Here is a 22,323-nt window from a genome sequence, read left to right as displayed (position 1 = left end):
GCACATTGCGAAATGAGAGGCTGCTGCATTGCAATATTTTTTCTCGATATGAGAAAAATAATTTTGCATGGAGAAATATTGTCGTAAGTCCTTGATTTTGTTGGGCTAAAAATATGTCTTCTATAAGACATAAGAGTGTTGCTTGCGCTTAAAGTAACTCCACGGCCGCAGCGCCCAACCTTCAATCAACCTCACGGAGTGACCATGCCCCAGACCCTTACCGAACAACTGAGCCGCGAACAGCAAATTGCCGCCCTCGAGAAAGACTGGGCCACCAATCCCCGCTGGAAGGGCATCAAGCGCGGCTACAGCGCGGCCGACGTGGTGCGCCTTCGCGGCTCGTTCCCCATCGAGCACACGCTGGCCCGCCGCGGTGCCGAGAAGCTCTGGGAGCTGGTGAACAACGAGCCCTACGTCAACTGCCTCGGCGCGCTCACGGGCGGGCAGGCCATGCAGCAGGTGAAGGCCGGCGTGAAGGCCATCTACCTGTCGGGCTGGCAGGTTGCGGCAGATGCCAACAGCTATTCGTCGATGTACCCCGACCAGTCGCTGTATCCGGTGGATTCGGTGCCCAACGTGGTCGAGCGCATCAACAACACCTTCCGCCGCGCGGACGAAATCCAGTGGTCGAAGAACGTGAACCCGGGTGACAAGGGCTATGTCGATTATTTCGCCCCCATCGTTGCCGATGCCGAAGCAGGCTTTGGCGGCGTGCTGAACGGCTTCGAACTGATGAAGGCCATGATCAAGGCCGGCGCCGGCGGCGTGCACTTCGAAGACCAGCTCGCCTCGGTCAAGAAGTGCGGCCACATGGGCGGCAAGGTGCTCGTGCCCACCACCGAGGCCGTGCAGAAGCTCATCGCCGCGCGCATGGCGGCTGACGTTTGCGGCACGCCGACGCTCGTGATCGCCCGCACCGATGCTGAGGCGGCCGACCTCATCACCAGCGACTACGACGAGAACGACAAGCCCTTCCTGACCGGTGAGCGCACCGCCGAGGGCTTCTACAAGACGAAGAAGGGCATGGACCAGGCCATCAGCCGCGCCGTTGCCTACGCGTATTACGCCGACCTGGTGTGGTGCGAAACCGGCACGCCCGACCTCGAGTTCGCCCGCAAGTTCGCTGAAGCGGTGCACAAGGTGCATCCCGGCAAGATGCTGGCCTACAACTGCTCGCCGTCGTTCAACTGGAAGAAGAACCTCGACGACGCGACCATTGCCAAGTTCCAGAAGGAACTGGGCGCCATGGGCTACAAGTACCAGTTCATCACGCTGGCCGGCATCCACTCGATGTGGTTCAACATGTTCGACCTGGCGCAAGACTACGTGCAGCGCGGCATGTCGGCCTATGTCGAGAAGGTGCAAGAACCCGAGTTCGCGGCACGCGACCGCGGCTACACCTTCGTGTCGCACCAGCAGGAAGTGGGCACCGGCTACTTCGACGAGGTGACCACGGTCATCCAGGGCGGCAAGTCCAGCGTCACGGCGCTGACGGGCTCGACCGAAGAAGAACAGTTCCACTGATCGGCCGTTACTCGAACTGCCTGCACAGGCGGTTCGCGGCCACCTACGAGCCCGGCCCCGCGCCGGGTTTTTTCGTCTGGGCATGCAAGACTCGATGCCGACGGCCTGAACCGGCAGCGGATAGAATCGCTGTCTCTGTACCCAACAAGAGCGAGAAAGGCACCCTGGTTATGACACCGCGAACTACTCCGCAAGGATTCAGCGGCTTTTTCTTCTTCGAAGGAAAAGGCCGGTAGACCGCGCACGCTGGTTTCTTCCAGCTCTCACACCAGGCAAAGCGCGGCAATCACCGCGCTTTTTTGTTTTTCCGCCCGAGGTTTTTTCCATGATCCAGATCACGCTTCCCGACAACTCGCGCCGCGAGTTCCCTGGCCCGGTTTCGGTGGCCGAAGTTGCCCAGTCCATCGGACCGGGGCTCGCCAAGATGACGGTGGCCGGCAAGGTCGACGGCAAACTGGTCGACGCCAGCGACGTCATCGACCGCGACGCCAAGCTGCAGATCATCACGCCCAAGGACGACGAGGGCCTGGAGATCATCCGCCACTCGACGGCCCACCTGGTCGGCCATGCGGTGAAGCAGCTGTATCCGACGGCCAAGATGGTCATCGGGCCGGTGATCGAAGAGGGCTTTTATTACGACATCTCGTACGAGCGCCCCTTCACGCCCGAAGACATGGCGGCCATCGAGGCGCGCATGCGCGAGCTGATCGCGCAGGACTACGACGTGGTCAAGAAGATGACGCCCCGCGCCGAAGTCATCGAGGTGTTCAAGTCACGCGGCGAAGATTACAAGCTGCGCCTCGTCGAGGACATGCCCGACGAGCAGGCCATGGGCCTGTACTACCACCAGGAATACGTGGACATGTGCCGCGGCCCGCACGTGCCGAACACGCGCTTCCTGAAGGTCTTCAAGCTGACGAAGCTGGCCGGTGCCTATTGGCGCGGCGACGCCAAGAACGAGCAGCTTCAGCGCATCTACGGCACGGCCTGGGCCGACAAGAAGCAGCTCGACCAGTACATCCAGCGCATCGAAGAGGCCGAGAAGCGCGACCACCGCAAGCTGGGCAAGGAACTCGACCTGTTCCACATCGACGAAGTGGCGCCGGGCGTGGTGTTCTGGCACCCCAAGGGCTGGGCCGTGTGGCAGGCGGTAGAGCAGTACATGCGCGGCATCTACCGCGACACGGGCTACTGGGAAGTGAAGGGCCCGCAGATCCTGGACAAGAGCCTGTGGGAGAAAACGGGCCACTGGCAGAACTACCGCGACAACATGTTCACGACGGAATCGGAAAAGCGCGAATACGCGCTCAAGCCGATGAACTGCCCTGGCCATGTGCTCATCTTCAAGAGCGACCTGCGCAGCTACCGCGACCTGCCGCTGCGCTACGGCGAGTTCGGCCAGTGCCACCGCAACGAACCCAGCGGCGCGCTGCACGGCATCATGCGCGTGCGCGGCTTCACGCAGGACGACGGCCATATCTTCTGCACGGAAGACCAGATCCTCGACGAGTGCATTGCGTACACGGAACAGTTGCAGAAGGTGTATGCCGACTTCGGCTTCACGGACATCCTCTACAAGGTGGCCACGCGGCCCGACAACCGCGTGGGCTCCGACGAGCTGTGGGACAAGGCCGAGCATGCGGTGATGGAGGCGCTGCGCCGCTCGGGCGTTGACTTCATCATCTCGCCCGGCGACGGCGCCTTCTACGGCCCCAAGATCGAATACACGCTGAAGGATGCGCTGGGCCGCCAATGGCAGTGCGGCACGATGCAGGTCGACTTCAACACGGCCGAGCGCCTGGGCGGCGAATACGTGACGGAATCGAGCGGCCGCGCCCACCCCGTCATGCTGCACCGCGCCATCGTGGGCAGCCTGGAGCGCTTCATCGGCATGCTGATCGAACACCATGCCGGCGCACTGCCCGCATGGCTCGCTCCGGTGCAGGTGGCGGTGCTCAATATCAGCGAAGGGCAGGCGGATTACGCCGCTTCAGTGGCGAAAACGCTGCAGAATCAAGGGCTTAGGGTTCAGCTGGACCTGCACAACGAGAAGATTACGTATAAAATACGCAAGCATTCGTTGCAAAAGCTTCCCTATATCCTCGTCGTAGGCGACAAGGAAAAGGAAGCCGGTGCCGTCGCAGTGCGCGCCCGGGGCAATCAAGACCTCGGTGCAATGTCCCTCGAATCGTTCGTACTACGGCTCGTTCAGGATATTGCTGACAAGCGTTGATTTGTCCCGGAAGCACCCTCACATGTGTTGCCTGACCCAATCATGCCGCTTGTTCGCGAGAACTGACCGGCGTCCGCTACAGATTTTGTAGCAACTTTTGAAGGATTCTGACCATCGCTACTGCATTTCGCGACCGCCGCCACCGCGAGGAACGCCAACACCGCCTGAACCGGGAAATCATGGCCCCGGAAGTCCGCCTTGTAGGCCCGGAAAACGAGCCATTGGGTGTTATGAGTCTCTCCGAGGCGTTGCGCCTCGCCGGTGAGGCTGACGTGGATCTGGTCGAGGTCGTTGCCGCGGCCAACCCGCCTGTCTGCCGTCTGATCGAGTACGGCAAGTTCAAGTACCACGAGCAGAAGAAGGCAGCCGAGGCAAAGTCGAAGCAGAAGGTCATCGAGGTCAAGGAAATCAAGTTCCGGCCCGGTACCGACGATGGTGACTACAACATCAAGATGCGCAACATCAAGCGCTTTCTTGAAGAGGGTGACAAATGCAAGATCACGCTGCGCTTTCGCGGCCGCGAGATCACGCACCAGGAGCTCGGTTTGGCTTTGCTGCAGCGCATTCGCGATGAGCTTGGCGACCTGATCGTCGTCGAGCAGTTTCCGAAGCTCGAAGGCCGGCAGATGATCATGATGATCGCTCCGGGCCGCAAGAAGCCGGGCGGCGGTACCGCCAAGCCGGCGTCGTCGGAAACGTCGGCGCCTGCAGCAGCCTGAAAAGGCTGGCTGAGCGACAGAGAGATAGCAGGGTTTGAAGAATTCCGCCCCTGCTGGCTCTTCGAAAGAAGGGCCGGCAGGGGCGGAGTAAAGAAGTGTCTCGGGGCCAACAAGTCCGTGGAGTATCCGCGGCGCCTCACGAGCACAAACTAAAGGAGCATTCATATGCCCAAAATGAAGACCAAGAGCAGCGCGAAAAAACGTTTCCGCGTTCGTCCCGGTGGCACCGTCAAGCGCGGTCAAGCCTTCAAGCGTCACATCTTGACCAAGAAGACCACCAAGAACAAGCGTCACCTCCGTGGTGCCGTGGCAGTGCATGAAACCAACATGGTTTCCGTCGCCGCCATGCTGCCCGGCCGTGGCATTTAACTCAGACGAACAAGGAGTACACACATGCCTCGCGTCAAACGTGGTGTAACGGCTCGCGCCCGCCACAAGAAAGTTCTCGCACTCGCCAAGGGTTTCCGTGGTCGCCGCGGTAATGTCTTCCGCATCGCCAAACAGGCGGTAATGAAGGCTGGGCAATATGCCTACCGTGACCGCCGCACCAAGAAGCGCGTTTTCCGTCAACTGTGGATCGCGCGTATCAACGCCGCCTCGCGTGAACTGGGCCTGACCTACAGCCAGTTCGCAAACGGCATCCGCAAGGCCGGAATCGAGATCGACCGCAAGATGCTTGCGGACATCGCAGTGCACGACAAGGCCGCTTTTGCCGGCATCGTGGAGCAGGTCAAGGCCAAGCTGGCTGCTTGATCCTGTACAGCAGGGCGGCTGTCTTCGTGGCAGCCTCCTGCGCCCACGACACAAGGGCTGGCGCTTGAAAAGGCTCCAGCTCTTTTTTTATTTCCCCCGCCTATTTTTTGTTGCTATGAACGAGTTGGACTCCCTGGTCGACACCGCACGCGTTGCCTTCGCCGAAGCGAAAACGCCCGCCGAGCTCGAGAACGCCAAGGCGCAGTTCCTCGGCAAGTCGGGCCGCATCACCGAGCTGATGAAGGGCATGGCCGCGCTCAGCGTCGACGAGAAGAAGTCGCGCGGCGCCGCAATCAACGTCGCCAAGCAGGCCATCGAGTCCGCACTGACCGAGCGCCGCCAGCAGCTGGCGGACGAAGAGCTTTCGCAACAGCTGCGCGCTGAAGCCCTCGACGTGAGCCTGCCCGGCCGCCGCCGCATCCCGGGCGGACTGCATCCGGTGAGCCGCACACTGGAGCGCATCGAGGAGATCTTCTCGAGCATGGGCTTCGACGTGGCCGACGGCCCGGAGATCGAGAGCGACTGGCACAGCTTCACCTCGCTCAACAACCCGCCGAACCACCCGGCGCGTTCGATGCAGGACACCTTTTATGTCGACCTGAACGGCGACGACGGCATTCCGTACAACCTGCGTCCGCACACCAGCCCGATGCAGGTGCGCTATGCGCATCAGCACATCAAGAAGTACGCGGCCGAGTTCGCGGCCGCAGCCGCAGACACCGCCGGTGCCGTCAAGGCGTCAGAGATCCGTGTGATTGCGCCGGGCCGCACCTACCGTGTCGACAGCGATGCCACCCACTCGCCCATGTTCCACCAGTGCGAAGGCCTGTGGCTTGGCGAGAACGTGAGCTTCAAGGACCTGAAGGTCGTCTTCACTGACTTCTGCCGTACCTTCTTCGAGAGCGACGACCTCGTGCTGCGCTTTCGGCCGAGCTTCTTCCCGTTCACCGAGCCCAGCGCCGAGATCGACATCCAGTTTGCGAGCGGCCCGCTCGCCGGCCGCTGGCTCGAAGTCGCGGGCTCGGGCCAGGTGCATCCGAACGTGGTGCGCAACATGGGCCTCGACCCGGAGCGCTACATCGGCTTTGCCTTTGGCATGGGGCCCGACCGGCTCACGATGCTGCGCTACGGCGTGAGCGATTTGCGGCTGTTCTTCGACGGCGACTTGCGCTTTCTCTCGCAGTTCCAGTAAGCACCCATCCATAGAAAAACCGAATACGAGATCGAAGAGATGCAATTCCCGGAATCCTGGCTGCGCGAGTTCTGCAATCCGCCCCTCGGCAGCGCCGAACTGGCCGAAACGCTCACCATGGGCGGCTTCGAGGTCGAAGAGCGCCGCCCCGTCGCGCCGCCCTTCAGCCGCATCGTGGTCGGCGAAATCAAGGAAGCCGTGCAGCACCCCAATGCCGATCGGCTGCGTGTGTGCCAAGTCGACGTGGGGCAGGGCGCCTTGCTCAACATCGTGTGCGGTGCACCCAATGCGCGTGTCGGCATCAAGGTGCCCTGCGCGCTGGTCGGCGCTGAACTGCCGCCGGGCGAAGACGGCAAGCCCTTTCTCATCAAGCTCGGCAAGCTGCGCGGCGTCGAGAGCCAGGGCATGCTGTGTTCGGCTCGCGAACTGAAGCTCAGCGAAGACCACGGCGGCCTGCTCGAGCTCGATGCCGATGCGCCCATTGGCGCCGATGTGCGCGACGTGCTCAAGCTTGACGACGCGCTGCTCACGCTCAAGCTCACGCCCAACCTTGCCCACGGCCTGAGCGTCTACGGTGTTGCGCGCGAGCTCGCAGCGCTCACCGGCGCGCCGCTCAAGACGCCCGCCATCCCGCCGGTGGCCGCATCGTTTGCCGATGTGTTGCCGGTGAAGGTGGAAGCACCCGAACTCTGCGGCCGTTTTTCGGGCCGCATTGTGCGCGGTGTGAACACCAAGGTGGCCACGCCGGCATGGATGGTCGAGCGGCTTGCGCGCTGCGGCCAACGCAGCGTGACGCCGCTGGTCGACATCTCGAATTACGTGATGTTCGAATACGGCCAGCCCAGCCACATCTTCGACCTCGACAAGATCCATGGCGGCCTCACGGTGCGCTGGGGCAAGGCGGGCGAACAGCTCAAGCTGCTGAACGGCAACACCATCAGCGTCGACGACAAGGTGGGCGTGATTGCCGACAACGAGGCCGTCGAGTCGCTCGCCGGCATCATGGGCGGCGACGCGACCTCGGTGTCCGACGACACCCGCAACATCTACGTCGAGGCCGCCTTCTGGTGGCCCGAAGCCGTTCAGGGCCGCTCGCGCCGCTTCAACTTTTCGACCGACGCGGGGCATCGCTACGAACGTGGTGTCGATCCGAGCCGCACGGTCGAGATCATCGAGCGCATCACGCAGCTCATCATCGAGATCTGCGGCGGCCAGGCCGGCGCCATGGACGACAAGATCCTGAATGTGCCCGAAGCCATGCCCGTCACGCTGCGCGTGGCACGCGCAGCGCGCGTCATCGGCATGCCGCTCTCGCAAGCGCAGTGCGCCGACGCGCTGCGCCGCCTCGGCTTTGCGCTCAGCGAAGGCGAGGGCACATTGACCGTGACCCCGCCGCCGCACCGCTTCGACCTGCTGATCGAGGAAGACCTGATCGAAGAGGTTGCACGCCTGATCGGCTTCAACAACCTGCCGACCACTGCGCCGCTTGCACCCATCACGGCGCGCGTGCGGCCTGAAGCCCGGCGCAGCCGCTTCGCGGTGCGTCGCAGCCTGGCGGCGCTCGGCTACCAGGAAACCATCAACTTCAGCTTTGTCGAGGCGCACTGGGAGCAGGACCTGGCGGGCAACGCCAATCCGGTGAAGCTGCTGAACCCCATTGCCAGCCAGATGAGCGTGATGCGCTCGTCCTTGCTCGGCTCGCTGCTGCAGGTGCTCAAGTTCAACCTCGACCGCAAGGCGCCGCGCGTGCGCGTGTTCGAGCTGGGCCGCGTGTTCATGCGCGACGACAGCGTGACCACCACCGACAGCACCGTGCGCGGCGTACACCAGCCGATGCGGGTGGCCGGCCTTGCCTGGGGCGATGCCGAAGAAGCACGCTGGGACGGCAAGCCGCATCGTGTCGACTTCTACGATGCCAAAGGCGACGTCGAAGCATTGCTCGCGCCGCTGGTGCCGAGCTTCGAGGCGGCCGAACATCCGGCCCTGCACCCTGGCCGTTCCGCGCGCGTGCTGATCGATGGCAAGGCCATCGGCTTTGTCGGCGAACTGCATCCGCGCTGGCGCCAGAAGTGGGACTTTGCGCTGGCCCCGGTGGTTTTCGAGCTTGACCTCGACGCCGTTGCCGCGCGCCCCGTGCCCGTGGCAAAGCCTGTGCCCAAGCACCAGGCCGTCGAACGCGACATCGCCGTGGTGGTGGCCGAGGCCGTCACGCACAATGCGTTGATGCAGACCATCCATTCGGCTGCGGCAGCCCAGGGGCTGCTGCGGGACGCCACGCTGTTCGACATCTATCGCCCGCAACCTGCGCGCGACGGTGCCGTGCCGGCATCGGGCGCCCTGGCGCAAGGGGAGAAGAGCATGGCGGTGCGCCTGAGCTTCCAGGACGACAACGCCACGCTGACGGACGAGCAGGTGGAGCCCGCCGTGCGCGCCATTGTCGAACAATTGAGCGCCAAGCTCGGCGCACGCCTGAGGGGTTGATGAGAATGAACGCCGCGGAATTCACGCTCGAAGCCCTCGAAACGCCCGCACTCACGAAGGCGCACCTGGCCGACCTGCTGTTCGAGCAGATCGGCCTGAACAAGCGCGAATCCAAGGACATGGTCGAGGCGTTTTTCGACCTCATCGCCAACAGCCTGATCGAAGGCACGGACGTGAAGATCTCCGGCTTCGGCAACTTCCAGATCCGTGTGAAGGCGCCCCGGCCGGGCCGCAACCCGCGTACCGGCGAAGCCATTCCGATCGGCGAGCGCCGCGTGGCCACCTTTCACGCAAGCGCCAAGCTGAAGGAACAGATTCACGGAAGCATCGAGCAGAGCGGCACTTCCGAAGTCGAGTGGAGCCTGGGCGCCGAATAGTGCTTGGTGCTGCGCGGGTGCGTAGAGTAATCTCTAAGGTTTCCCGCGCACGGTCTTGATTTCAATGGAAATAATGGAGAAAGCGCTCCCGCCGATTCCCGTCAAACGCTACTTCACCATCGGTGAGGTCGGCGAACTTTGCGGCGTCAAGCCGCACGTGCTGCGCTACTGGGAGCAGGAGTTCACGCAACTGCGCCCCATGAAGCGGCGCGGCAACCGGCGCTACTACCAGCACCACGAAGTGCTCATGATCCGCCGCATCCGCGATCTGCTCTACGACCAGGGCTTCACCATCAGCGGTGCGCGCAACAAGCTGCAAGAGCTGGTGCAGGGCGAGCGCGACCGCCGCAAGGCGGGCATGGTGCCGCTCGAGGGCATGGAGGCCGTCGAAATCGATCAGGAAGAGTTCGATGCGGCCGTTCACGAGGACGATCCCGCATCCGAAAGTGCCGTTCGCACGATCGATCCGTCGCAGTTGCTGCACCTGCGACGCGAACTCTTTGAAATTCGTGAGCTGCTGACCGTCGGACGGTGATTTCAGCCGGCTATAATCGAGAGCTTCGGTGTGTGGCGCAGCCTGGTAGCGCACTTGCATGGGGTGCAAGGGGTCGAAGGTTCGAATCCTTTCACACCGACCAAAATTGCTAGATAGATCAACGGGTTAGAGCCAAAAGCTCTGACCCGTTTTTCTTTGGTTTTGACAAACTCGTAGGTTCCTGACAAACCCGCCCGTTTTCAGCTGTTTCCACGCCCCCCAATTGCCGACGGCAAGGGGGTGCCCGTTGGGATCTTGCGACGGTACACGCGCTTCGTGACCTTCACGTCTTCGTGGTGCAACAGTTCCTGAGCCGAGACGTCCGAGTCGGAATCTGACGCCGCTTTCGCGCGCATGTCGTGAAAAGTGATCTCCCGCGGCTGCAGTCCCAGTTTCTTCCGCACGGCGCCCCAGAGCGTTTTGAACGCTTCTTTGCCGTAGGGTTTTCCCTGTTTTGTGATGAACAGGTAATCGCTGGGCAGGCTGGCCGCACCGCCCCGGTTTTTCTTGCGCAGTTCAAGCGCGCGGGTCAGCGCTCGCCAGAGGTCCGGCGTCATGCTGTATGCCTTGGTGATGTAGCCCTTGCCGTTGCGTTTTTTCGTCACGCGCAGCTCGATCTGCGCTTCGTTGAAGTCGCCGATCCGAATGTCAAAGATCATCCCTTCCCGCGCGCCCGTTTGGGTGCTGATCTCGAGCATGCACTGCAGCACGGGGCTCGCCACGCCGTAGATCTCGGCATAGCGCTCGTCGCTCACGTACTGGTCACGGGGAGTCTCCGGCAGGTACTCGATGCCATCGCAGGGGTTGAAGGTCGTCAGGCCCCACCGCACCCGCGCCAGGCGAAACATGCGCGACAAGAGCTGGATGTCCTTGTTCGCTGATGCCGCGCGGTCGCGGTTCTCGTGCAAGTGCTGGGTGATGACGACGGCGCTCAGATAGTCCGGCAGCATCGCTTGGACCTCGGTCCGGGCGTAACGCTTCGTCTTGAATTTCAACCGCAGTCGGCGGATTCGGCCCTCGTACTCTTTCCGGGTGGCGTCGCGCTTGATCGTCGGGAGCTCGTCAGCCTCGTATTTGCGGATCACCTCCTCGACAGTGCCCACGACGTCGTCGTCTGGAACAGCCGCCACCAAGGCGGGGGAGACATGCTTTTCCCACCAGACTCGGGCTTGGACGGGCGTGGTGCCGCAGCGCATCCGCAGGCCGGCTGCCCTTAGCTTGGCCTCGATCTCCTTGGTGAGTCCGTCCGTGCCACGCCAGTACCAGACCGCCCCGACCTTGCGCATGCCGCGCGGCAGGTCAGGGATCTTCCGGTTAACTGTGCGAGGGCGCGGCATCTTCTATTTCCCGGCTGAGCGTTGCAAACGCCCGGAACGCCTTGACGGTCGATTCCATGCGGGACAGATTCTGCGCGTCCACCTCAACGGTCGTCCATCGGTGGCCACAGGCGCTGCAGCAGCGCAGCCGCATCACCTTGGAGTCAGTGTGCCGGGTCGTCATGACCCGGACCTCTTCGCTGGTGCAGGCGGCGCACCTCATGAGTGCCCTCCGCGGAGCCGGCTCATCGCTTTGCACCCTGGGCCATGACGACCCGCACGATGATGTTGCGCAGGTTGCCGCGATCCGTGACCGGGTGGTGAGCCCAGAACTCCGGGGCCTCCTGATCCAGGTTCTCCATGACCTTGGAAGCCAGCCAGTCGGCGTCGATCACGCCGGCGGGCGGCGGCACCAGGCGCAACGTGGGTCGGCACGCTTTCATTGCGCCTCCGCGATAGCTTCATCGAGCGAGGTCTTCGCAAGCTCGAGCAGGCGTAGTGCAACGTCAACGTACGAATGGCGAACGTCGTCGCACGCCCATGGAGCTGTCGATGTGCCGGGACCTTTTCGGATGAAGGACAACTTACACGGTACGGGAGAGCATCGTTTGTATCGTTGCGCTGGATGCGGACGCGGCGGTTTGGCTTTCATCATTTATCGGGATGGCAGCTTCCCTGGCGCTCGGCACGAGTTGTGGGAATTTCTACAGGAAGTAGGGGAGCGCCTGAGATTGCCTGCAGATACACCGGCGGGCATCGCTGCCGAGTTTCGAGAAGCTGAGAAGTGCCAGTCGAATTGCTGTTACCGCGCCACCGCTGGCATGTTTCGGTCAGTGCTGGATAAAACTCTGCGGGCGAACGGCTACAAGCTCAAGCCCGGCACGAACCTCGAACAGCAGATCGACCTCGCCGGGGCAGATGGCGTTATCACCGAACCGAGGCGACGCCGAGCACATGACGAAGTTCGAGTGCTTGGGAATGACGTGCTACACGATGAGTGGCGTGAAATACCTGCGGCGGATGGAAGCAGCACATCACTATGTTCAGCGAATCCTCGAAGACTTTTACGACGACCGACCGTCCACTCTAACGGTCCTCCGAGCAAAGGGGCGAGTGCCCGACGAGGACAAGCCGGCTGCGAGCACCTGAGCGATGTTTCAGCAGGGGACTCAAAATCCCACCGAAAGTGTGCCGGTCCGATTCCGGCCCCGGGAACGAAAAAGCCCGCACATGGCGGGCTTCGAAGTGTCGGGCGCGACGGCGTTACCAGCCATGTACCTTGTAGTGCTGCGCGGCTTCGATGTAGGCGCCCCGCGTCTCGTCGATGTAGCACAGCCAAGCGCTGTAAATGAGCAGAAGCAGCGAGACCAGTGAAAAGCCCGCCAGCGTCCAAAGCGCTAGGGATGTGTCAGCGGCAGCCGGGCTCATAAGGCTGGGGATCGTCAGCAGCTCGGCCAGCGCCCATCCAACGAGGAACACACACAGAGCTGCGGCGAAGTAAAGCGCCCAGCGCCATCTGCCGAACTTGTGTGCAATCCGTCCCGTATCGAGTAGTTCAAGCATTTCCACCTCCAGTGGCGCGAGCGTACCGGAAAGCGCTGATCTATGCGACGTCGATCACGAGCGAAAAGCCCGTGTTCAAGCTTTCCGAGGTTCCGCGCTACAAGAGCGCATGCCTCAACCTCGCGGCCGACGCCATCCCCTTTTTCTCCGGCTGACCAAGCCCATCGACCCCGTCTACCCTGATGCGGTGACTCCCGTAGGATGGGACGACGACGAGCCGCTCGAGGAGTAAGCGCGCGGTGATCCCGTCTTGAGCTTGGCCGCGGTGTCTATGACGATGGTGTCCACCAAGGATTTAGGTGGACACCTATGGAAGACTCCAAGCGCGTGAGCCGGCGGCGCCACGCGGCCGATTTGAAGCGGCAAGTTTTGGCGGCGTGCGCAGAGCCCGGGGCGTCTGTGGCTCAAGTGGCGCTGGCCCATGGCCTCAACGCCAACCTCGTTCACAAGTGGCGCCGCATGGTCGACGCGAGAGGCATCACCTCGAAGGCCGGCGACCCGCAAGCCGAGTTCGTCTCGCTCACATTGGCGCCAGGCCCTGCGGTCGTAGGTGACATCCATCTCGAGCTTCGCCGCGGCGCGATCGCGGTAAACGTGACCTGGCCGTTGAGTGCGTCAGGCCAATGCGCCGCCTGGCTGCGCGAGATCCTCAGGTGATCCGGGTCGACGCGCTGTGGCTGGCCGTCGAGCCGTTGGACATGCGTGCAGGTACTGAAGCGGCACTGGCGCGCGTGGTGCGTGTCTTCGGCGCCGCGCGCCCGCACCACGCCTACCTGTTCGCCAACGACATGCACAAGCGCGCGGGCCTGATGCCCTTGTGCGCCTTGCTGATGAAGGTTCGACAGCAGGAGGCCGCCATGTCGTAGCCCCATCCTGCCCGGTCTGTGCGAGCGGCTCAATACGCGGGCGCACAGGCTGTAACCGACTACCCGGGTGTGCAAAGTCGGAACGTGGGTGCTGATCCCTAGAGCGTGCGCAGACCACCGATGCGGTGGTGAGAGTCTGGGGTTCGCGTGGGGTGCATCGACCACCGCGCGGCGCTTTCGGCGGGGCTAACGGTCGCGGCTGGAAATGCGCAAGGCACGTCTCCTGTGGTCACACGGGTAGGGGTGCTTTGCGCAATCAACAGAGACTTCAATCACGGCTGAACAGGGCTCTTAGTAGTTACCGATCTGATTTAGTTAAAGGAGAGTTTTCAATGTCAGAAACGACTCACAAGAAAAGCTCATGGCTGACGAAAAAAGCCGGCCCAGCAATACCAAGCCGCCCAACGAAGTACCCACTTTGCCCTATCGAGTTCTCAACCCAAGACCAGGAGGTGTCATGAAAATGACCGAACGAGCAGTCCAACCGGCTGCGAGCACTAGTGCGCGAAGATGCCGTGAGGGATTGCATTTGTCCGATCCCTTCTGGAGCATCAAATGTCGGAAGTTTTTACTCTGCTGTGGAATCGCGACGCCAACGCATTCCACGTCGAACCGCTTGAGCGCGCCTGCGCCAACGGCATGCGTCTTTTCCACAGCAATGTGGAAAGTGGCTGCCGGTTGCTCTTCACGGGCACAAGGGACGAGTGCCTCGCCAAAGCGGACGAACTGCGTCCGGTCCGCGAAGAGCGAGACGTCGTGCGGCGCTTGTACAGCCCGGACCAAAACGGAGCTTAGCGCTGCTGGCGGGAACCGCGAGGTTTCCCAATGAGCATGCGCGAATTCGAGCAGTACCTGAAGGCGTCGGATTTCTTCGCCGACACCATGAACGCCCACCGGGCGGCCACAGCTGAAGTCATCGCCGGCTTTGCCACAGTGCTCAAGCGCCGTGGACAGATGACCGATGTCGAGATGAACGAGCTGCTGCGCCGGCTGGAGGACAGCACCGGTCGCCCATCCGTGGATGGAAGCCGCCGCAACTTGGCTGCGCGCATCGGAGACAGCCTGAAAGGTCGCGGATGAAAGTCATCGAGCGGTATGCCGCCGCGGTCCGGTCGTCCAACCTGGCGATCAACGAGCGCACCACGCGCTCAGACTCTGATGTGCTGGGAGCCATGGGGCTCGCCGCGCGCCAGTTTCCTTTGGCCGTCGCCCTGCAGCGCCTGTTCTTGGGTGACGGCACCGCGGCGCGTGAGCTCGTGGAGATCCTGGCGGACGACGCATGGCGGCAGGCGAGGGCGATGCGCGTGAAGTTGAACCGCGTGCAGGCCTACGACCTGGCGCAAGGTTGTGTCGCCTGGCACCGCAATCCGACTTGTGACGAGTGCGGAGGGCATGGAGCGACGGTCATTCCTGGCAGTAAGACGCTCGGCGTCCGCTGCAAGCCTTGCAAGGGCACTGGCCGCACGTCACTGGCCAAGATGTTCAAGGAGCACTCGGAGGTTGCCGATTGGCTCGTCGCGCACATGGAGCGGCATCAGGCGATGGCCGGACCTGAGGCGATGAAGCAGATCGCGGGCTACCTGGACCTGAAGATCGCCGCCGCTGAAGCGGCGAAGTAAAAAGTCTTTACTCGCTCAACGCTTCTGCTTTAAAATCGTTTGGCCTGTACAAATCCCGGGTGAGCCGGGAACAATAAGAGCAGCTCAGCCCCTTGATGGCGGAGCTATGCGAAAGCTACACATCCTCTATGCCGAGTGTTTTTGTGTAGATCGCTTTGAGGTCTCCTTCTGGCGTGGTCCCGAAGGTAATCGCTCCGCGAAGCACAGGGCGATCTCCGTGAAGCGTCACGTATCGCATCAAAAGGGCTACCTCCTGTGGTTCTGATGGAATCGGCTTTGCGAACTCGGCCCGCACGTTCGCCCCCGACTGCAGAAGACCCATCTCACGGATGATGGGCTTTCCTGGGGCTCCTTCAAGCGAGAGCCAAAAGTCCATGCATGGCGCCCCAGCGTTATAGACTTCCAGGGCAAATTGGGCCCCTCGGATGTTCACAGGTAGGCGCCTGACGCGCACCATGAGGTTCGGAAGCGCCGCACGAAGCATTTCGGCGCGCTCTTGTTCGTGTCTTTCGATCTGCTTATTTAGCGCTTCTACGTCGGTGGCATGCTGTTTCTGGGCGACAGCCACAAGTTCCTTTTGCTGTTCGACGGAGTTCGCAAGCTCTTTCGCTTGAAGCCGTAGGGCGGCGCTGTTTTGGCGCAGCTCGATGCCCTGTTGGAAGTAGCCGAGAACGAGCCACAAAATTGCCAGTGGCCCAAAGGCCCCGGCCAAGAAGTCACCCAGTTCGTTCAGTGGCAGCCGTATGAGGGCACCCCATCGCTGGTGAATCAGATAAGCGAGCATTGCGCCATATGCGGTGGTGGCGAGGATGCCCAGCCGAGTAAAAGCTCTTCCCATTCTTGTCTCCTTCGTGCCGAGTATGCCGGGGAGCCACCGTCTGCACTCAGCCTGCCGGTGCGACGCAGCAACCGATCCCGCCCGGCTTGGTCACCCTGCAAGCCAATTCCTAATCCCCGGGAACCAGCGCCAGCCTTGCGCGTGCGAGCGGCGGGTAAACCGCTCGGTTTTTTCACCATTCGCACTCAGTGGGCGCAGGGCGCGAGTGCTGACCGCATTGGCCCAGCGCTTAGGCGTCAGACGGATGGGCTGCAGCTTCGGACAAGCCGTGAGGCACCCGAAAAGGAGCCGACATGGCAGCAAATAAGGGCGAGAAATTGGCAACGTGCGATGCAATGGGCATCGACAAGCTGACGGAAATGCTGATCGACGGACAGACCCAGACGGCGATTGCCGCCAAGCTCAAGGTGAGCAAGGCAACGCTGATTGCATGGATTGCCGCGGACCCTGACCGTTCCGCGCGCGTGCGCGAGGCGCGCATTGCCGCAGCGAGCACCTACGCCGAGAACGCGGCGGAAGGCCTGCGCGCTGCGGCTGACCCGTTCGCCCTGGCAAAAGCCAAGGAATTGGCACATCACCTCCGTTGGCAAGCCTCGAAGGCCGACCCGCGCAGCTACGGCGACAAGCTGGAGATCGACTCGCGCACGACCTTTACCGACCTGACCGATGAGGCGCTTGACGCGAAGCTGGCGATGTTGGAGGCAAAGCGCCTGGCCGCGGACAAGGGCAATGACGACGCTATCGCGGGCTGAAAAGCTCGAGTTGTTGGCGCTGCACGAAGAACGCGAGCGCCGGGCATCCGGCAACAAGCTGAAGCTGTACCGCGCGTACCCGAAGCAGGCGGAGTTTCACGCTGCGGGCCTAACTTTCCGCGAGCGCCTGCTGATGGCGGGCAACCAGCTCGGCAAGACGTGGAGCGCGGGATTCGAGACGGCGATGCACCTCACTGGGCGCTACCCGGACTCATGGCAGGGCAGGGCATTCGACAAGGCGATTGCGGCATGGGCAGCCGGTGTCACGACCGAGGTAACCCGCGATTCCGTGCAGCGCGTGCTGTGTGGGCGCATCAACGCCATCGGCACCGGCGCCATTCCGCGCGATGCCATCAAAGACAAGTCGCTGAAGCGTGGCGTCTCCGATGCACTGGACACCCTGGTGATTCGGCACGGCGGCGGCGGCGACATACAAGCCGGCGAGAGCCTGCTGGGTTTCAAGAGCTACGACCAAGGCCGCGAGAAGTTCCAGGCGGAAACGCTCGATTGGGTTTGGATGAAGAGCCCGACGACGATATTTACTTCGAGGCCCTGACCCGCACCAACGCGACGGCCGGAAGCCTTGCAATGACGTTCACGCCTCTTAAGGGCATGACGAACACTGTCAAGCGCTTCCTGAGCGAGAAGCCACCTGGAACGCACGTCACGCGGATGGGCGAAGATCCGCGATGTTCCATCGACTGGCACTGGCTGCCTTGTTGCCCCTCGCGTTGTGCGCCTGCTCAATGACGCCGCAGCGTGCGCCCGCGAAGATCGACCCGGCGCCTGTAGCGTTCACGAGCCCGTGTCCGCCCCCTGATGACCTAGTGGAGCCGGCCCCGCAGAAGGAACTCGAGGCGTGGGCCGCGCTGTGGATCGGTGCCTACGGCTGCGAGAAATCGAAGCGCCTGGGCCTGATTGATTCTTGGCCAAGATAGCTGTACTTGTTCAGGGCTTGGCTCACATTTCACCCAAAGGCCTCCGCGAAAGCGTAGGATGAAATGGTTGATCAGCCCGGCTCGTGCTTGCTGGGCGCCGCACAGGCTCGATCTGTTGCAAGTGGCACCGTCCAGGAGCACCACTATGCAGCCCAGCCCTGAATATCTTTGTTGGCGAGAGGCCGAATACCGCGTGACGGATGCCCAAGAGCAACTGCGCTCCTGTATCAGGTTCGACGGATTGGACCCGCATCAAATGGAGATAGCTGCGAAGGTCTGCGTATGCCGAACGGCCGCAGCGCGAGAGCTTTCGGCCCTGTTGGTGTCGATCAAGTTGAAGGCAAACAGCAGCAGGTGGCGCTAAGCCTTGGCGCAGTAACTCGCGCTCATGCGAAGTTGAAAGCGTGGTGCCGCTTTTGCAAGCGCAGCGTCTCAGCGCTGACGTGGCAGCGCTCTGGGGCGATGCGCGCATGCTTATCCACTGCCTTATCCACCGAAACGGTGGAAAACTCTCTCCGAGCTGAGCGCCTCCATAAGCGCCCTAGCTGCGGCATGTTCTGCATTTTTTTCTGTAACCCTGTCTTCCGCAGGCAGACGGTGGACGGTCACCCGCAGGCAGGAGCGCTCCGGTAGATTCGGGCATTCAGCTTGCCTGATTTCTTCCATGCACACCTCCCAGTCGCACCTCGACGATCTCCGGCGCCATGCCTCGCGTTCGCGCGCCGCTGCGATTGAAATTCAGCGCGCTCTCACCAGAAAGCTGGCAGATCCTGAGACCTGCACGCTGGTGACTGATTTGGAGCAGCAGGCTAGCGCTGCCCTCATGAAGCTTGCATTTGCAGCCGAGTCTCTGTATTTGCAAGAAGTCATAAGAAGCAACGCGGCCGTCCTGGAACGGATTGCAGAGGCTCGAAGCCCGGCGATGGGTGGTCGCGGGAGTAGTCACCGCGATTAGCCGGTTCCTTGCTCACGAACACGGGTGTCCCACATCCTCGCAAGCTCGTCATAGCCGTCTTCCGTGATACGAATCACCTTGGCGAACCGTGAAGCCACGTAGGGGCCGGTTGGGTCGAGAGCTTGGATTTCAGCTTCGATCAAACCCGTCGCCAAGAGCACGGAAACAGCGTGAATGTCCTCGGGATCAGTGATACGGGCTGGAAGCTGCAGATGCAGCAGTCTCATCAAGAACAAGTACGGCATTCGACTCTCCGAGTGCCGGCTTGTGCATTGCCAAAATGCCGGCCGTCTTTGGCGCGTCAAATGTAAGTATTTCGTTGCCTATTCGCAATCCGTAGTCAGCCATCTTGTGCGGAAGACTCACGGTAGCGGTTTATACCGCCCGCACTTCCGGCGCAGGCAGCGTTGAAGCTGGCGCGGGCTCTGGCATGTCCTCGATCCTTGCAATCTCGGCATGCCCATATTCCGTGATGCGCCTTACAGTGGCCGCCCTTGACGGGGCGTACCGGCCTGTGGCTTCGAGCGCGCCGATCTCGGCCTCGACCAGACCTGTGGCCGTAAGCACCGAGACATATCGGACTTCCCCAGGTTCGAAGACTCGGACAGGAAACTCTTCATGCTGCAGTTGCAGCAAAAACCACAGCGGCATCCGATTCCCCAGGCGGGTTCTGGCGTGCTCGGTTCTCAGGCGCTTGGCTTCCGCGCGCAGCCACTGAGCGTCGTCTGAGAGCTGTCTCACGACCGCGTTGAGGGCGGCGATCCTTGCCCCCAAGTCGGAGGACGCGTTGGGGAGGGTTAAATCATTCATCATCAGAACAAAATGTGATAATTTCACATTATCGTACCCTTGGTTACGATTGGGCTGCTTGGTAGTTTCCAGCGTCATGCGTCAAACCGGACTGTGGCTGCCCGCTGGACAACTCTAAGCAGGTACGTTGTGAGCTCATTTTTTGGATGCCTAGACATGATTCGAACCGGTGCTGTTCTCGGCAAAGAAGCGGGTTTGGCCACGCTGCGCGAGCTTCTCCATGAAGCAGAGCACGGCGCTTTGAATTGCATGGCGCTGCGCGTCTATCGCGCAGACGGCGGCTCGGATGACCTCGTGCTGGGAGGTAGCGCGAAAGAACAGGCCAAGGCGCTGGGTGACCTCCTCGCGATGAAAGATTGAGCGTCGGCGCGCCAGGCCGCAGCGCTACTCGTACGCTTGACGCTCCACAGGGACCACGTGCCACACCTGACGGTGCTCGATAAACCGAAGTTCACCGTCGATCCTCTGCGTCTCAAGCTCGATGCCGGAGAGCAAGAAGCCCGGACCCTTGAAGGGCCGTATGTCGGGATCAACCATGCAGCCTCTCCCAGCCATTTGCGCGGTGCCATACGACACATAGAGATTGGCCACGACTAGGTTGCGTGCCGAGTTGTTCTTGTCTCGGTCAGATTCCAGGATGGTGACGGTGTATCGCACGGCCGGCATCCGCTCGCTGGGTTTCAGGCGCAGGCCGTTGCGCATGAGGAAAGTGACGTCAGCGAAGAACATGAACGTGCGCCGCGAAACGGACAAATACAGGGGTTGGCATCACGGTTCTTAGTACCTTTGTACTGTACAAATATACAGTATTCTGGTGATAATGGACCCATGAAAAACGTGCCCGCGACCCTTTGGATTGCCGCCTGCGCACACCGGCTGCAGCAGCAGTGGCATACCGTGGATCCGCTCGAGCTGGAGGATGTCGCGCGTGACCTGTGGCGCGACGAACGCCTGCGAGCGATGTCGCCTGATGCCGCGGCCGTGGAGTGGCTGCGGCCGATCAACGAAGACGTCTCGTTCTCGGCCACAGCAGCCTGACAAACGTGGATCTGTCAGAGGAGGGCGACTGCACGACCAAGCGATTTTGTTGCGCTTGGTTTGTCAGGTCTTTAGGACCTATCCCATGAGCCGACAAGTACTTGCGGTGCTTTAAACGCCCTCATGGGGTGCAAGGGGTCGAAGGTTCGAATCCTTTCACACCGACCAATAAAACGTCAAAGGGCGTCCGGTTTCATCACCGGACGCCCTTTTTCATTGGGGAAAACGGGGGGCGGCCGTGCAACGCGGGGAAAGCGTGACATCCCCCTCGGGCAGGATCTGGCGTCGGCAGCCGCGCCCGAAGCTCTTCGCCCTCAGCCCGCTTCTGCTGGCCGCGCGTGGCGCGTCAAACTTGCGGCAGTCTCTTGAAGAACCAGCTGCCGATCCGGGTCATCGCTCGCATATGGGCTTGAAAGCAGTTGAGCCATCAGTTGATCGAAGTGATGCCTGACCCTTTCCGGGGCGGGGTGTGCCATGTACATCGCGCGCAGCATCGACACGATCGCGCTGATCCGCGCGTCAAATACTTCGGATTCGCCGATGCGCCCTGCCGCCTCAGAAGCGATCCATTGATCTTCTAGGGTCATGTTGATGCCACCGTTCGCGGCCCTGATGCGTGTGAACCGGCGCTGGTCTGTTTTCGCTTTTGGCGCAGATCGGGCAACCAGTGATCAGTAAAATTAGAACAAAGGAATTACATTTTAGTTCAGCTGGGGCAGGGATTTCAGCCTGTTGTAAATACCACCAAAGCTATAAATTTGCCCTCGCTTGATACGAAATGCATCACATCTGATGCCAATGCAAGTACGATCCTGCTGTGAGAAGCATCACACTCGAGGTCATGAATGAACCACTTGCTGGGCAAAGAGGCGGCTGTAGCGATGTTCCGGGAGCTCCTGCATGAAGCGGAATTCGGTTCGCTGAACTGCGTGGCGCTCCGCATCTTTCGCTCGGATGGTGCTGCGGAAGATTTCGTGGTTGGAGGAACGGCGCAACAACAGGCCGGAGCTTCGGTCGAGCCGCAGCGCGAGTTGGCTCAACGATGACGCAAGCTGCTGCCGCGAAGCGCCGGGGCTTCGCGTGGGCCACAATTTCCAGATAGATCAACGGGTTGGCGCCGCACGCTCCAACCCGTTTTCACTGTTTGCTCTGGTCCGGTGTTGTCAGCCGCGCCGGGCCGCCTCGATCGCGGCGATGTCGATCTTTTTCATCTCCATCATCGCGTCGAACGCGCGCTTGGCTGCCGCGGGATCGGGGTCGGCAATAGCGGCAATCAGGACGCGGGGCGTGATCTGCCATGACAGTCCCCACTTGTCCTTGCACCATCCGCACGCGCTTTCCTGCCCGCCGTTTCCGACAATCGCATTCCACAGCCGGTCGGTCTCGGCCTGGTCGTCGGTCGCCACCTGAAATGAAAAGGCCTCGTTGTGCTTGAACGCAGGTCCGCCGTTCAGTCCGAGGCAAGGAATGCCCATCACGGTGAATTCGACCGTCAGGATATCGCCTTGTTTGCCCGAGGGATTGTCACCGGGAGCCCGGAGGACCGTGCCCACCGCACTGTCCGGAAAGGTCTCGGCGTAGAACTTGGCGGCGTCCAGCGCGGTGCCGTCATACCAGAGGCAAATCGTGTTTTTGCTGACCATCTTGGTTCTCCTGGGTTGGGGGAAAGATCGATGCGACGACGGTCTTCGTCGCATCGGCGGTAGGCACCGGACCATACGCAAGTACAGATCCGATTGCCAGCGGCGCAACTGTTGGCCGCTTTGAGTGACGCCCGCTGGATGGCTGCTGGCGTATCGAGGAAAAGGCCATTG

Annotated in this window: 31 protein-coding genes and 1 tRNA gene; 22 read left to right on the top strand and 10 right to left on the bottom strand. The window is 61.6% G+C overall.

Annotated features, from left to right (window positions below; translation table 11 throughout):
• The first annotated feature begins 204 nt into the window (after window positions 1-204).
• From aceA to V9L20_RS01170, 10 genes are all read left to right on the top strand, one after another.
• The gene (aceA, locus tag V9L20_RS01215; protein WP_337295184.1) at window positions 205-1,524 is read left to right on the top strand and encodes an isocitrate lyase; all 1,320 of its coding nucleotides are present in this window, start codon (window positions 205-207) and stop codon (window positions 1,522-1,524) included.
• Between the two features lie 325 nt (window positions 1,525-1,849).
• The gene (thrS, locus tag V9L20_RS01210; RefSeq protein ID WP_126748902.1) at window positions 1,850-3,757 is read left to right on the top strand and encodes a threonine--tRNA ligase; all 1,908 of its coding nucleotides are present in this window, start codon (window positions 1,850-1,852) and stop codon (window positions 3,755-3,757) included.
• A 104-nt stretch (window positions 3,758-3,861) separates the two neighbouring features.
• Complete coding sequence (gene infC / locus V9L20_RS01205) at window positions 3,862-4,476, top strand: translation initiation factor IF-3 (protein WP_157616638.1); 615 nt, start codon at window positions 3,862-3,864, stop codon at window positions 4,474-4,476.
• Between the two features lie 165 nt (window positions 4,477-4,641).
• Window positions 4,642-4,845, top strand: coding sequence for a 50S ribosomal protein L35 (gene rpmI, locus V9L20_RS01200; RefSeq protein WP_007832497.1), 204 nt, complete (start codon window positions 4,642-4,644; stop codon window positions 4,843-4,845).
• Window positions 4,846-4,869: 24 nt separating this feature from the next.
• Entirely contained in the window at window positions 4,870-5,229 is a 360-nt protein-coding gene (gene rplT / locus V9L20_RS01195; RefSeq protein ID WP_012747009.1) for a 50S ribosomal protein L20, read from the top strand.
• A gap of 115 nt (window positions 5,230-5,344) precedes the next feature.
• On the top strand, window positions 5,345-6,421 hold the full coding sequence (gene pheS, locus V9L20_RS01190) for a phenylalanine--tRNA ligase subunit alpha (RefSeq protein WP_337295183.1): 1,077 nt from the start codon (window positions 5,345-5,347) through the stop codon (window positions 6,419-6,421).
• Between the two features lie 39 nt (window positions 6,422-6,460).
• The gene (gene pheT / locus V9L20_RS01185; RefSeq protein WP_337295182.1) at window positions 6,461-8,902 is read left to right on the top strand and encodes a phenylalanine--tRNA ligase subunit beta; all 2,442 of its coding nucleotides are present in this window, start codon (window positions 6,461-6,463) and stop codon (window positions 8,900-8,902) included.
• Window positions 8,903-8,907: 5 nt separating this feature from the next.
• Window positions 8,908-9,279: an integration host factor subunit alpha gene (locus V9L20_RS01180; RefSeq protein WP_012747012.1), complete on the top strand. Its 372-nt coding sequence runs from the start codon at window positions 8,908-8,910 to the stop codon at window positions 9,277-9,279.
• 73 nt (window positions 9,280-9,352) lie between these two features.
• Window positions 9,353-9,814, top strand: a complete 462-nt coding sequence (locus V9L20_RS01175) for a MerR family transcriptional regulator (RefSeq protein WP_337295181.1) — start codon at window positions 9,353-9,355, stop codon at window positions 9,812-9,814.
• Between the two features lie 26 nt (window positions 9,815-9,840).
• Window positions 9,841-9,917, top strand: a tRNA-Pro gene (locus tag V9L20_RS01170).
• Window positions 9,918-10,014: 97 nt separating this feature from the next.
• Here V9L20_RS01170 and V9L20_RS01165 read toward each other — a convergent pair.
• From V9L20_RS01165 to V9L20_RS01155, 3 genes are read right to left on the bottom strand one after another with little or no spacing between them, the layout of a single operon-like run.
• Entirely contained in the window at window positions 10,015-11,151 is a 1,137-nt protein-coding gene (locus V9L20_RS01165) for a site-specific integrase (RefSeq protein WP_337295180.1), read from the bottom strand.
• Window positions 11,129-11,353 (bottom strand): NrdR family transcriptional regulator, encoded by a 225-nt coding sequence (locus tag V9L20_RS01160; RefSeq protein WP_436317981.1) that lies wholly within the window; start codon window positions 11,351-11,353, stop codon window positions 11,129-11,131. Before V9L20_RS01160 ends, V9L20_RS01165 begins: the two co-directional genes overlap by 23 nt.
• A gap of 22 nt (window positions 11,354-11,375) precedes the next feature.
• Window positions 11,376-11,573 (bottom strand): hypothetical protein, encoded by a 198-nt coding sequence (locus tag V9L20_RS01155; protein WP_337295178.1) that lies wholly within the window; start codon window positions 11,571-11,573, stop codon window positions 11,376-11,378.
• A 129-nt stretch (window positions 11,574-11,702) separates the two neighbouring features.
• Here V9L20_RS01155 and V9L20_RS01150 point away from each other — a divergent pair, with 129 nt between their 5' ends.
• On the top strand, window positions 11,703-12,482 hold the full coding sequence (locus V9L20_RS01150; protein ID WP_337295177.1) for a DUF4145 domain-containing protein: 780 nt from the start codon (window positions 11,703-11,705) through the stop codon (window positions 12,480-12,482).
• Here the strand turns inward: V9L20_RS01150 and V9L20_RS01145 are convergent.
• Window positions 12,394-12,693 (bottom strand): hypothetical protein, encoded by a 300-nt coding sequence (locus V9L20_RS01145; protein WP_337295681.1) that lies wholly within the window; start codon window positions 12,691-12,693, stop codon window positions 12,394-12,396. The two genes, V9L20_RS01150 and V9L20_RS01145, sit on opposite strands and share 89 nt — an antisense overlap.
• Window positions 12,694-12,704: 11 nt before the next feature.
• On the opposite strand from V9L20_RS01145, the gene V9L20_RS01140 reads away from it, so the two are divergent.
• The 6 genes from V9L20_RS01140 (at window position 12,705) to V9L20_RS01115 (ending at window position 15,178) form a co-directional block, all read left to right on the top strand.
• Entirely contained in the window at window positions 12,705-12,848 is a 144-nt protein-coding gene (locus V9L20_RS01140; RefSeq protein ID WP_337295176.1) for a hypothetical protein, read from the top strand.
• Window positions 12,849-13,002: 154 nt separating this feature from the next.
• A complete protein-coding gene (gene tnpA, locus V9L20_RS01135) occupies window positions 13,003-13,350 on the top strand; it encodes an IS66-like element accessory protein TnpA (protein WP_337295175.1) in 348 nt (115 codons plus the stop codon).
• Entirely contained in the window at window positions 13,347-13,559 is a 213-nt protein-coding gene (locus V9L20_RS01130) for a hypothetical protein (RefSeq protein ID WP_337295174.1), read from the top strand. Before tnpA ends, V9L20_RS01130 begins: the two co-directional genes overlap by 4 nt.
• A 555-nt stretch (window positions 13,560-14,114) precedes the next feature.
• Window positions 14,115-14,354: a hypothetical protein gene (locus tag V9L20_RS01125; RefSeq protein WP_337295173.1), complete on the top strand. Its 240-nt coding sequence runs from the start codon at window positions 14,115-14,117 to the stop codon at window positions 14,352-14,354.
• 30 nt (window positions 14,355-14,384) lie between these two features.
• On the top strand, window positions 14,385-14,639 hold the full coding sequence (locus tag V9L20_RS01120; protein WP_337295172.1) for a hypothetical protein: 255 nt from the start codon (window positions 14,385-14,387) through the stop codon (window positions 14,637-14,639).
• Window positions 14,636-15,178 (top strand): hypothetical protein, encoded by a 543-nt coding sequence (locus tag V9L20_RS01115; RefSeq protein WP_337295171.1) that lies wholly within the window; start codon window positions 14,636-14,638, stop codon window positions 15,176-15,178. Before V9L20_RS01120 ends, V9L20_RS01115 begins: the two co-directional genes overlap by 4 nt.
• Window positions 15,179-15,293: 115 nt before the next feature.
• Here V9L20_RS01115 and V9L20_RS01110 read toward each other — a convergent pair whose 3' ends face one another.
• Window positions 15,294-16,016: a hypothetical protein gene (locus V9L20_RS01110; protein WP_337295170.1), complete on the bottom strand. Its 723-nt coding sequence runs from the start codon at window positions 16,014-16,016 to the stop codon at window positions 15,294-15,296.
• Window positions 16,017-16,351: 335 nt separating this feature from the next.
• Here V9L20_RS01110 and V9L20_RS01105 point away from each other — a divergent pair, with 335 nt between their 5' ends.
• On the top strand, window positions 16,352-16,768 hold the full coding sequence (locus V9L20_RS01105; RefSeq protein WP_337295169.1) for a hypothetical protein: 417 nt from the start codon (window positions 16,352-16,354) through the stop codon (window positions 16,766-16,768).
• Window positions 16,746-17,324, top strand: a complete 579-nt coding sequence (locus V9L20_RS01100; RefSeq protein WP_337295168.1) for a terminase large subunit domain-containing protein — start codon at window positions 16,746-16,748, stop codon at window positions 17,322-17,324. Before V9L20_RS01105 ends, V9L20_RS01100 begins: the two co-directional genes overlap by 23 nt.
• A gap of 1,333 nt (window positions 17,325-18,657) precedes the next feature.
• On the opposite strand, the gene V9L20_RS01095 is transcribed toward V9L20_RS01100, so the two are convergent.
• The gene (locus tag V9L20_RS01095) at window positions 18,658-18,906 is read right to left on the bottom strand and encodes a hypothetical protein (RefSeq protein WP_337295167.1); all 249 of its coding nucleotides are present in this window, start codon (window positions 18,904-18,906) and stop codon (window positions 18,658-18,660) included.
• 130 nt (window positions 18,907-19,036) lie between these two features.
• Window positions 19,037-19,549 carry a hypothetical protein gene (locus V9L20_RS01090; protein WP_337295166.1) on the bottom strand — a complete coding sequence of 171 codons (513 nt, stop codon included), beginning with the start codon at window positions 19,547-19,549 and terminating at the stop codon, window positions 19,037-19,039.
• Window positions 19,550-19,627: 78 nt separating this feature from the next.
• Between V9L20_RS01090 and V9L20_RS01085 the strand changes: the two genes are divergently transcribed.
• Window positions 19,628-19,831, top strand: coding sequence for a hypothetical protein (locus tag V9L20_RS01085; RefSeq protein WP_337295165.1), 204 nt, complete (start codon window positions 19,628-19,630; stop codon window positions 19,829-19,831).
• Between the two features lie 24 nt (window positions 19,832-19,855).
• On the opposite strand, the gene V9L20_RS01080 is transcribed toward V9L20_RS01085, so the two are convergent.
• Complete coding sequence (locus tag V9L20_RS01080) at window positions 19,856-20,200, bottom strand: hypothetical protein (protein ID WP_337295164.1); 345 nt, start codon at window positions 20,198-20,200, stop codon at window positions 19,856-19,858.
• Between the two features lie 99 nt (window positions 20,201-20,299).
• On the opposite strand from V9L20_RS01080, the gene V9L20_RS01075 reads away from it, so the two are divergent.
• Window positions 20,300-20,509, top strand: coding sequence for a hypothetical protein (locus V9L20_RS01075; protein ID WP_337295163.1), 210 nt, complete (start codon window positions 20,300-20,302; stop codon window positions 20,507-20,509).
• 314 nt (window positions 20,510-20,823) lie between these two features.
• On the opposite strand, the gene V9L20_RS01070 is transcribed toward V9L20_RS01075, so the two are convergent.
• The gene (locus V9L20_RS01070) at window positions 20,824-21,096 is read right to left on the bottom strand and encodes a hypothetical protein (RefSeq protein WP_258505504.1); all 273 of its coding nucleotides are present in this window, start codon (window positions 21,094-21,096) and stop codon (window positions 20,824-20,826) included.
• A gap of 258 nt (window positions 21,097-21,354) precedes the next feature.
• Here V9L20_RS01070 and V9L20_RS01065 point away from each other — a divergent pair, with 258 nt between their 5' ends.
• Entirely contained in the window at window positions 21,355-21,555 is a 201-nt protein-coding gene (locus V9L20_RS01065; protein WP_258505505.1) for a hypothetical protein, read from the top strand.
• A gap of 117 nt (window positions 21,556-21,672) precedes the next feature.
• Here the strand turns inward: V9L20_RS01065 and V9L20_RS01060 are convergent, their stop codons facing one another.
• Window positions 21,673-22,152 carry a VOC family protein gene (locus V9L20_RS01060; RefSeq protein WP_258505506.1) on the bottom strand — a complete coding sequence of 160 codons (480 nt, stop codon included), beginning with the start codon at window positions 22,150-22,152 and terminating at the stop codon, window positions 21,673-21,675.
• Window positions 22,153-22,323: the final 171 nt, after the last annotated feature.

The sequence above is a fragment of the Variovorax sp. CCNWLW225 genome (assembly GCF_037204045.1).
GTDB lineage: Bacteria > Pseudomonadota > Gammaproteobacteria > Burkholderiales > Burkholderiaceae_C > Variovorax.
This window is presented reverse-complemented; position numbering and strand designations above follow the sequence as displayed.

Bases quoted from the DNA above. Each gene is read 5' to 3' on its own strand.
- rplT (WP_012747009.1), top strand. From the start codon at position 4,870: ATGCCTCGCGTCAAACGTGGTGTAACGGCTCGCGCCCGCCACAAGAAA.
- V9L20_RS01075 (WP_337295163.1), top strand. From the start codon at position 20,300: ATGAAAAACGTGCCCGCGACCCTTTGGATTGCCGCCTGCGCACACCGG.
- V9L20_RS01095 (WP_337295167.1), bottom strand. From the start codon at position 18,906: ATGCCGTACTTGTTCTTGATGAGACTGCTGCATCTGCAGCTTCCAGCC.
- V9L20_RS01165 (WP_337295180.1), bottom strand. From the start codon at position 11,151: ATGCCGCGCCCTCGCACAGTTAACCGGAAGATCCCTGACCTGCCGCGC.
- V9L20_RS01180 (WP_012747012.1), top strand. From the start codon at position 8,908: ATGAACGCCGCGGAATTCACGCTCGAAGCCCTCGAAACGCCCGCACTC.
- V9L20_RS01100 (WP_337295168.1), top strand. From the start codon at position 16,746: ATGACGACGCTATCGCGGGCTGAAAAGCTCGAGTTGTTGGCGCTGCAC.
- V9L20_RS01110 (WP_337295170.1), bottom strand. From the start codon at position 16,016: ATGGGAAGAGCTTTTACTCGGCTGGGCATCCTCGCCACCACCGCATAT.
- V9L20_RS01145 (WP_337295681.1), bottom strand. From the start codon at position 12,693: ATGCTTGAACTACTCGATACGGGACGGATTGCACACAAGTTCGGCAGA.
- rpmI (WP_007832497.1), top strand. From the start codon at position 4,642: ATGCCCAAAATGAAGACCAAGAGCAGCGCGAAAAAACGTTTCCGCGTT.
- pheS (WP_337295183.1), top strand. From the start codon at position 5,345: ATGAACGAGTTGGACTCCCTGGTCGACACCGCACGCGTTGCCTTCGCC.
- V9L20_RS01065 (WP_258505505.1), top strand. From the start codon at position 21,355: ATGAACCACTTGCTGGGCAAAGAGGCGGCTGTAGCGATGTTCCGGGAG.
- V9L20_RS01150 (WP_337295177.1), top strand. From the start codon at position 11,703: ATGAAGGACAACTTACACGGTACGGGAGAGCATCGTTTGTATCGTTGC.
- V9L20_RS01175 (WP_337295181.1), top strand. From the start codon at position 9,353: ATGGAGAAAGCGCTCCCGCCGATTCCCGTCAAACGCTACTTCACCATC.
- tnpA (WP_337295175.1), top strand. From the start codon at position 13,003: ATGGAAGACTCCAAGCGCGTGAGCCGGCGGCGCCACGCGGCCGATTTG.
- V9L20_RS01160 (WP_436317981.1), bottom strand. From the start codon at position 11,353: ATGAGGTGCGCCGCCTGCACCAGCGAAGAGGTCCGGGTCATGACGACC.
- V9L20_RS01070 (WP_258505504.1), bottom strand. From the start codon at position 21,096: ATGACCCTAGAAGATCAATGGATCGCTTCTGAGGCGGCAGGGCGCATC.
- V9L20_RS01155 (WP_337295178.1), bottom strand. From the start codon at position 11,573: ATGAAAGCGTGCCGACCCACGTTGCGCCTGGTGCCGCCGCCCGCCGGC.
- V9L20_RS01120 (WP_337295172.1), top strand. From the start codon at position 14,385: ATGAGCATGCGCGAATTCGAGCAGTACCTGAAGGCGTCGGATTTCTTC.
- V9L20_RS01085 (WP_337295165.1), top strand. From the start codon at position 19,628: ATGATTCGAACCGGTGCTGTTCTCGGCAAAGAAGCGGGTTTGGCCACG.
- aceA (WP_337295184.1), top strand. From the start codon at position 205: ATGCCCCAGACCCTTACCGAACAACTGAGCCGCGAACAGCAAATTGCC.
- pheT (WP_337295182.1), top strand. From the start codon at position 6,461: ATGCAATTCCCGGAATCCTGGCTGCGCGAGTTCTGCAATCCGCCCCTC.
- V9L20_RS01090 (WP_337295166.1), bottom strand. From the start codon at position 19,549: ATGACGCTGGAAACTACCAAGCAGCCCAATCGTAACCAAGGGTACGAT.
- V9L20_RS01115 (WP_337295171.1), top strand. From the start codon at position 14,636: ATGAAAGTCATCGAGCGGTATGCCGCCGCGGTCCGGTCGTCCAACCTG.
- thrS (WP_126748902.1), top strand. From the start codon at position 1,850: ATGATCCAGATCACGCTTCCCGACAACTCGCGCCGCGAGTTCCCTGGC.
- V9L20_RS01060 (WP_258505506.1), bottom strand. From the start codon at position 22,152: ATGGTCAGCAAAAACACGATTTGCCTCTGGTATGACGGCACCGCGCTG.
- V9L20_RS01080 (WP_337295164.1), bottom strand. From the start codon at position 20,200: ATGTTCTTCGCTGACGTCACTTTCCTCATGCGCAACGGCCTGCGCCTG.
- V9L20_RS01105 (WP_337295169.1), top strand. From the start codon at position 16,352: ATGGGCATCGACAAGCTGACGGAAATGCTGATCGACGGACAGACCCAG.
- V9L20_RS01125 (WP_337295173.1), top strand. From the start codon at position 14,115: ATGTCGGAAGTTTTTACTCTGCTGTGGAATCGCGACGCCAACGCATTC.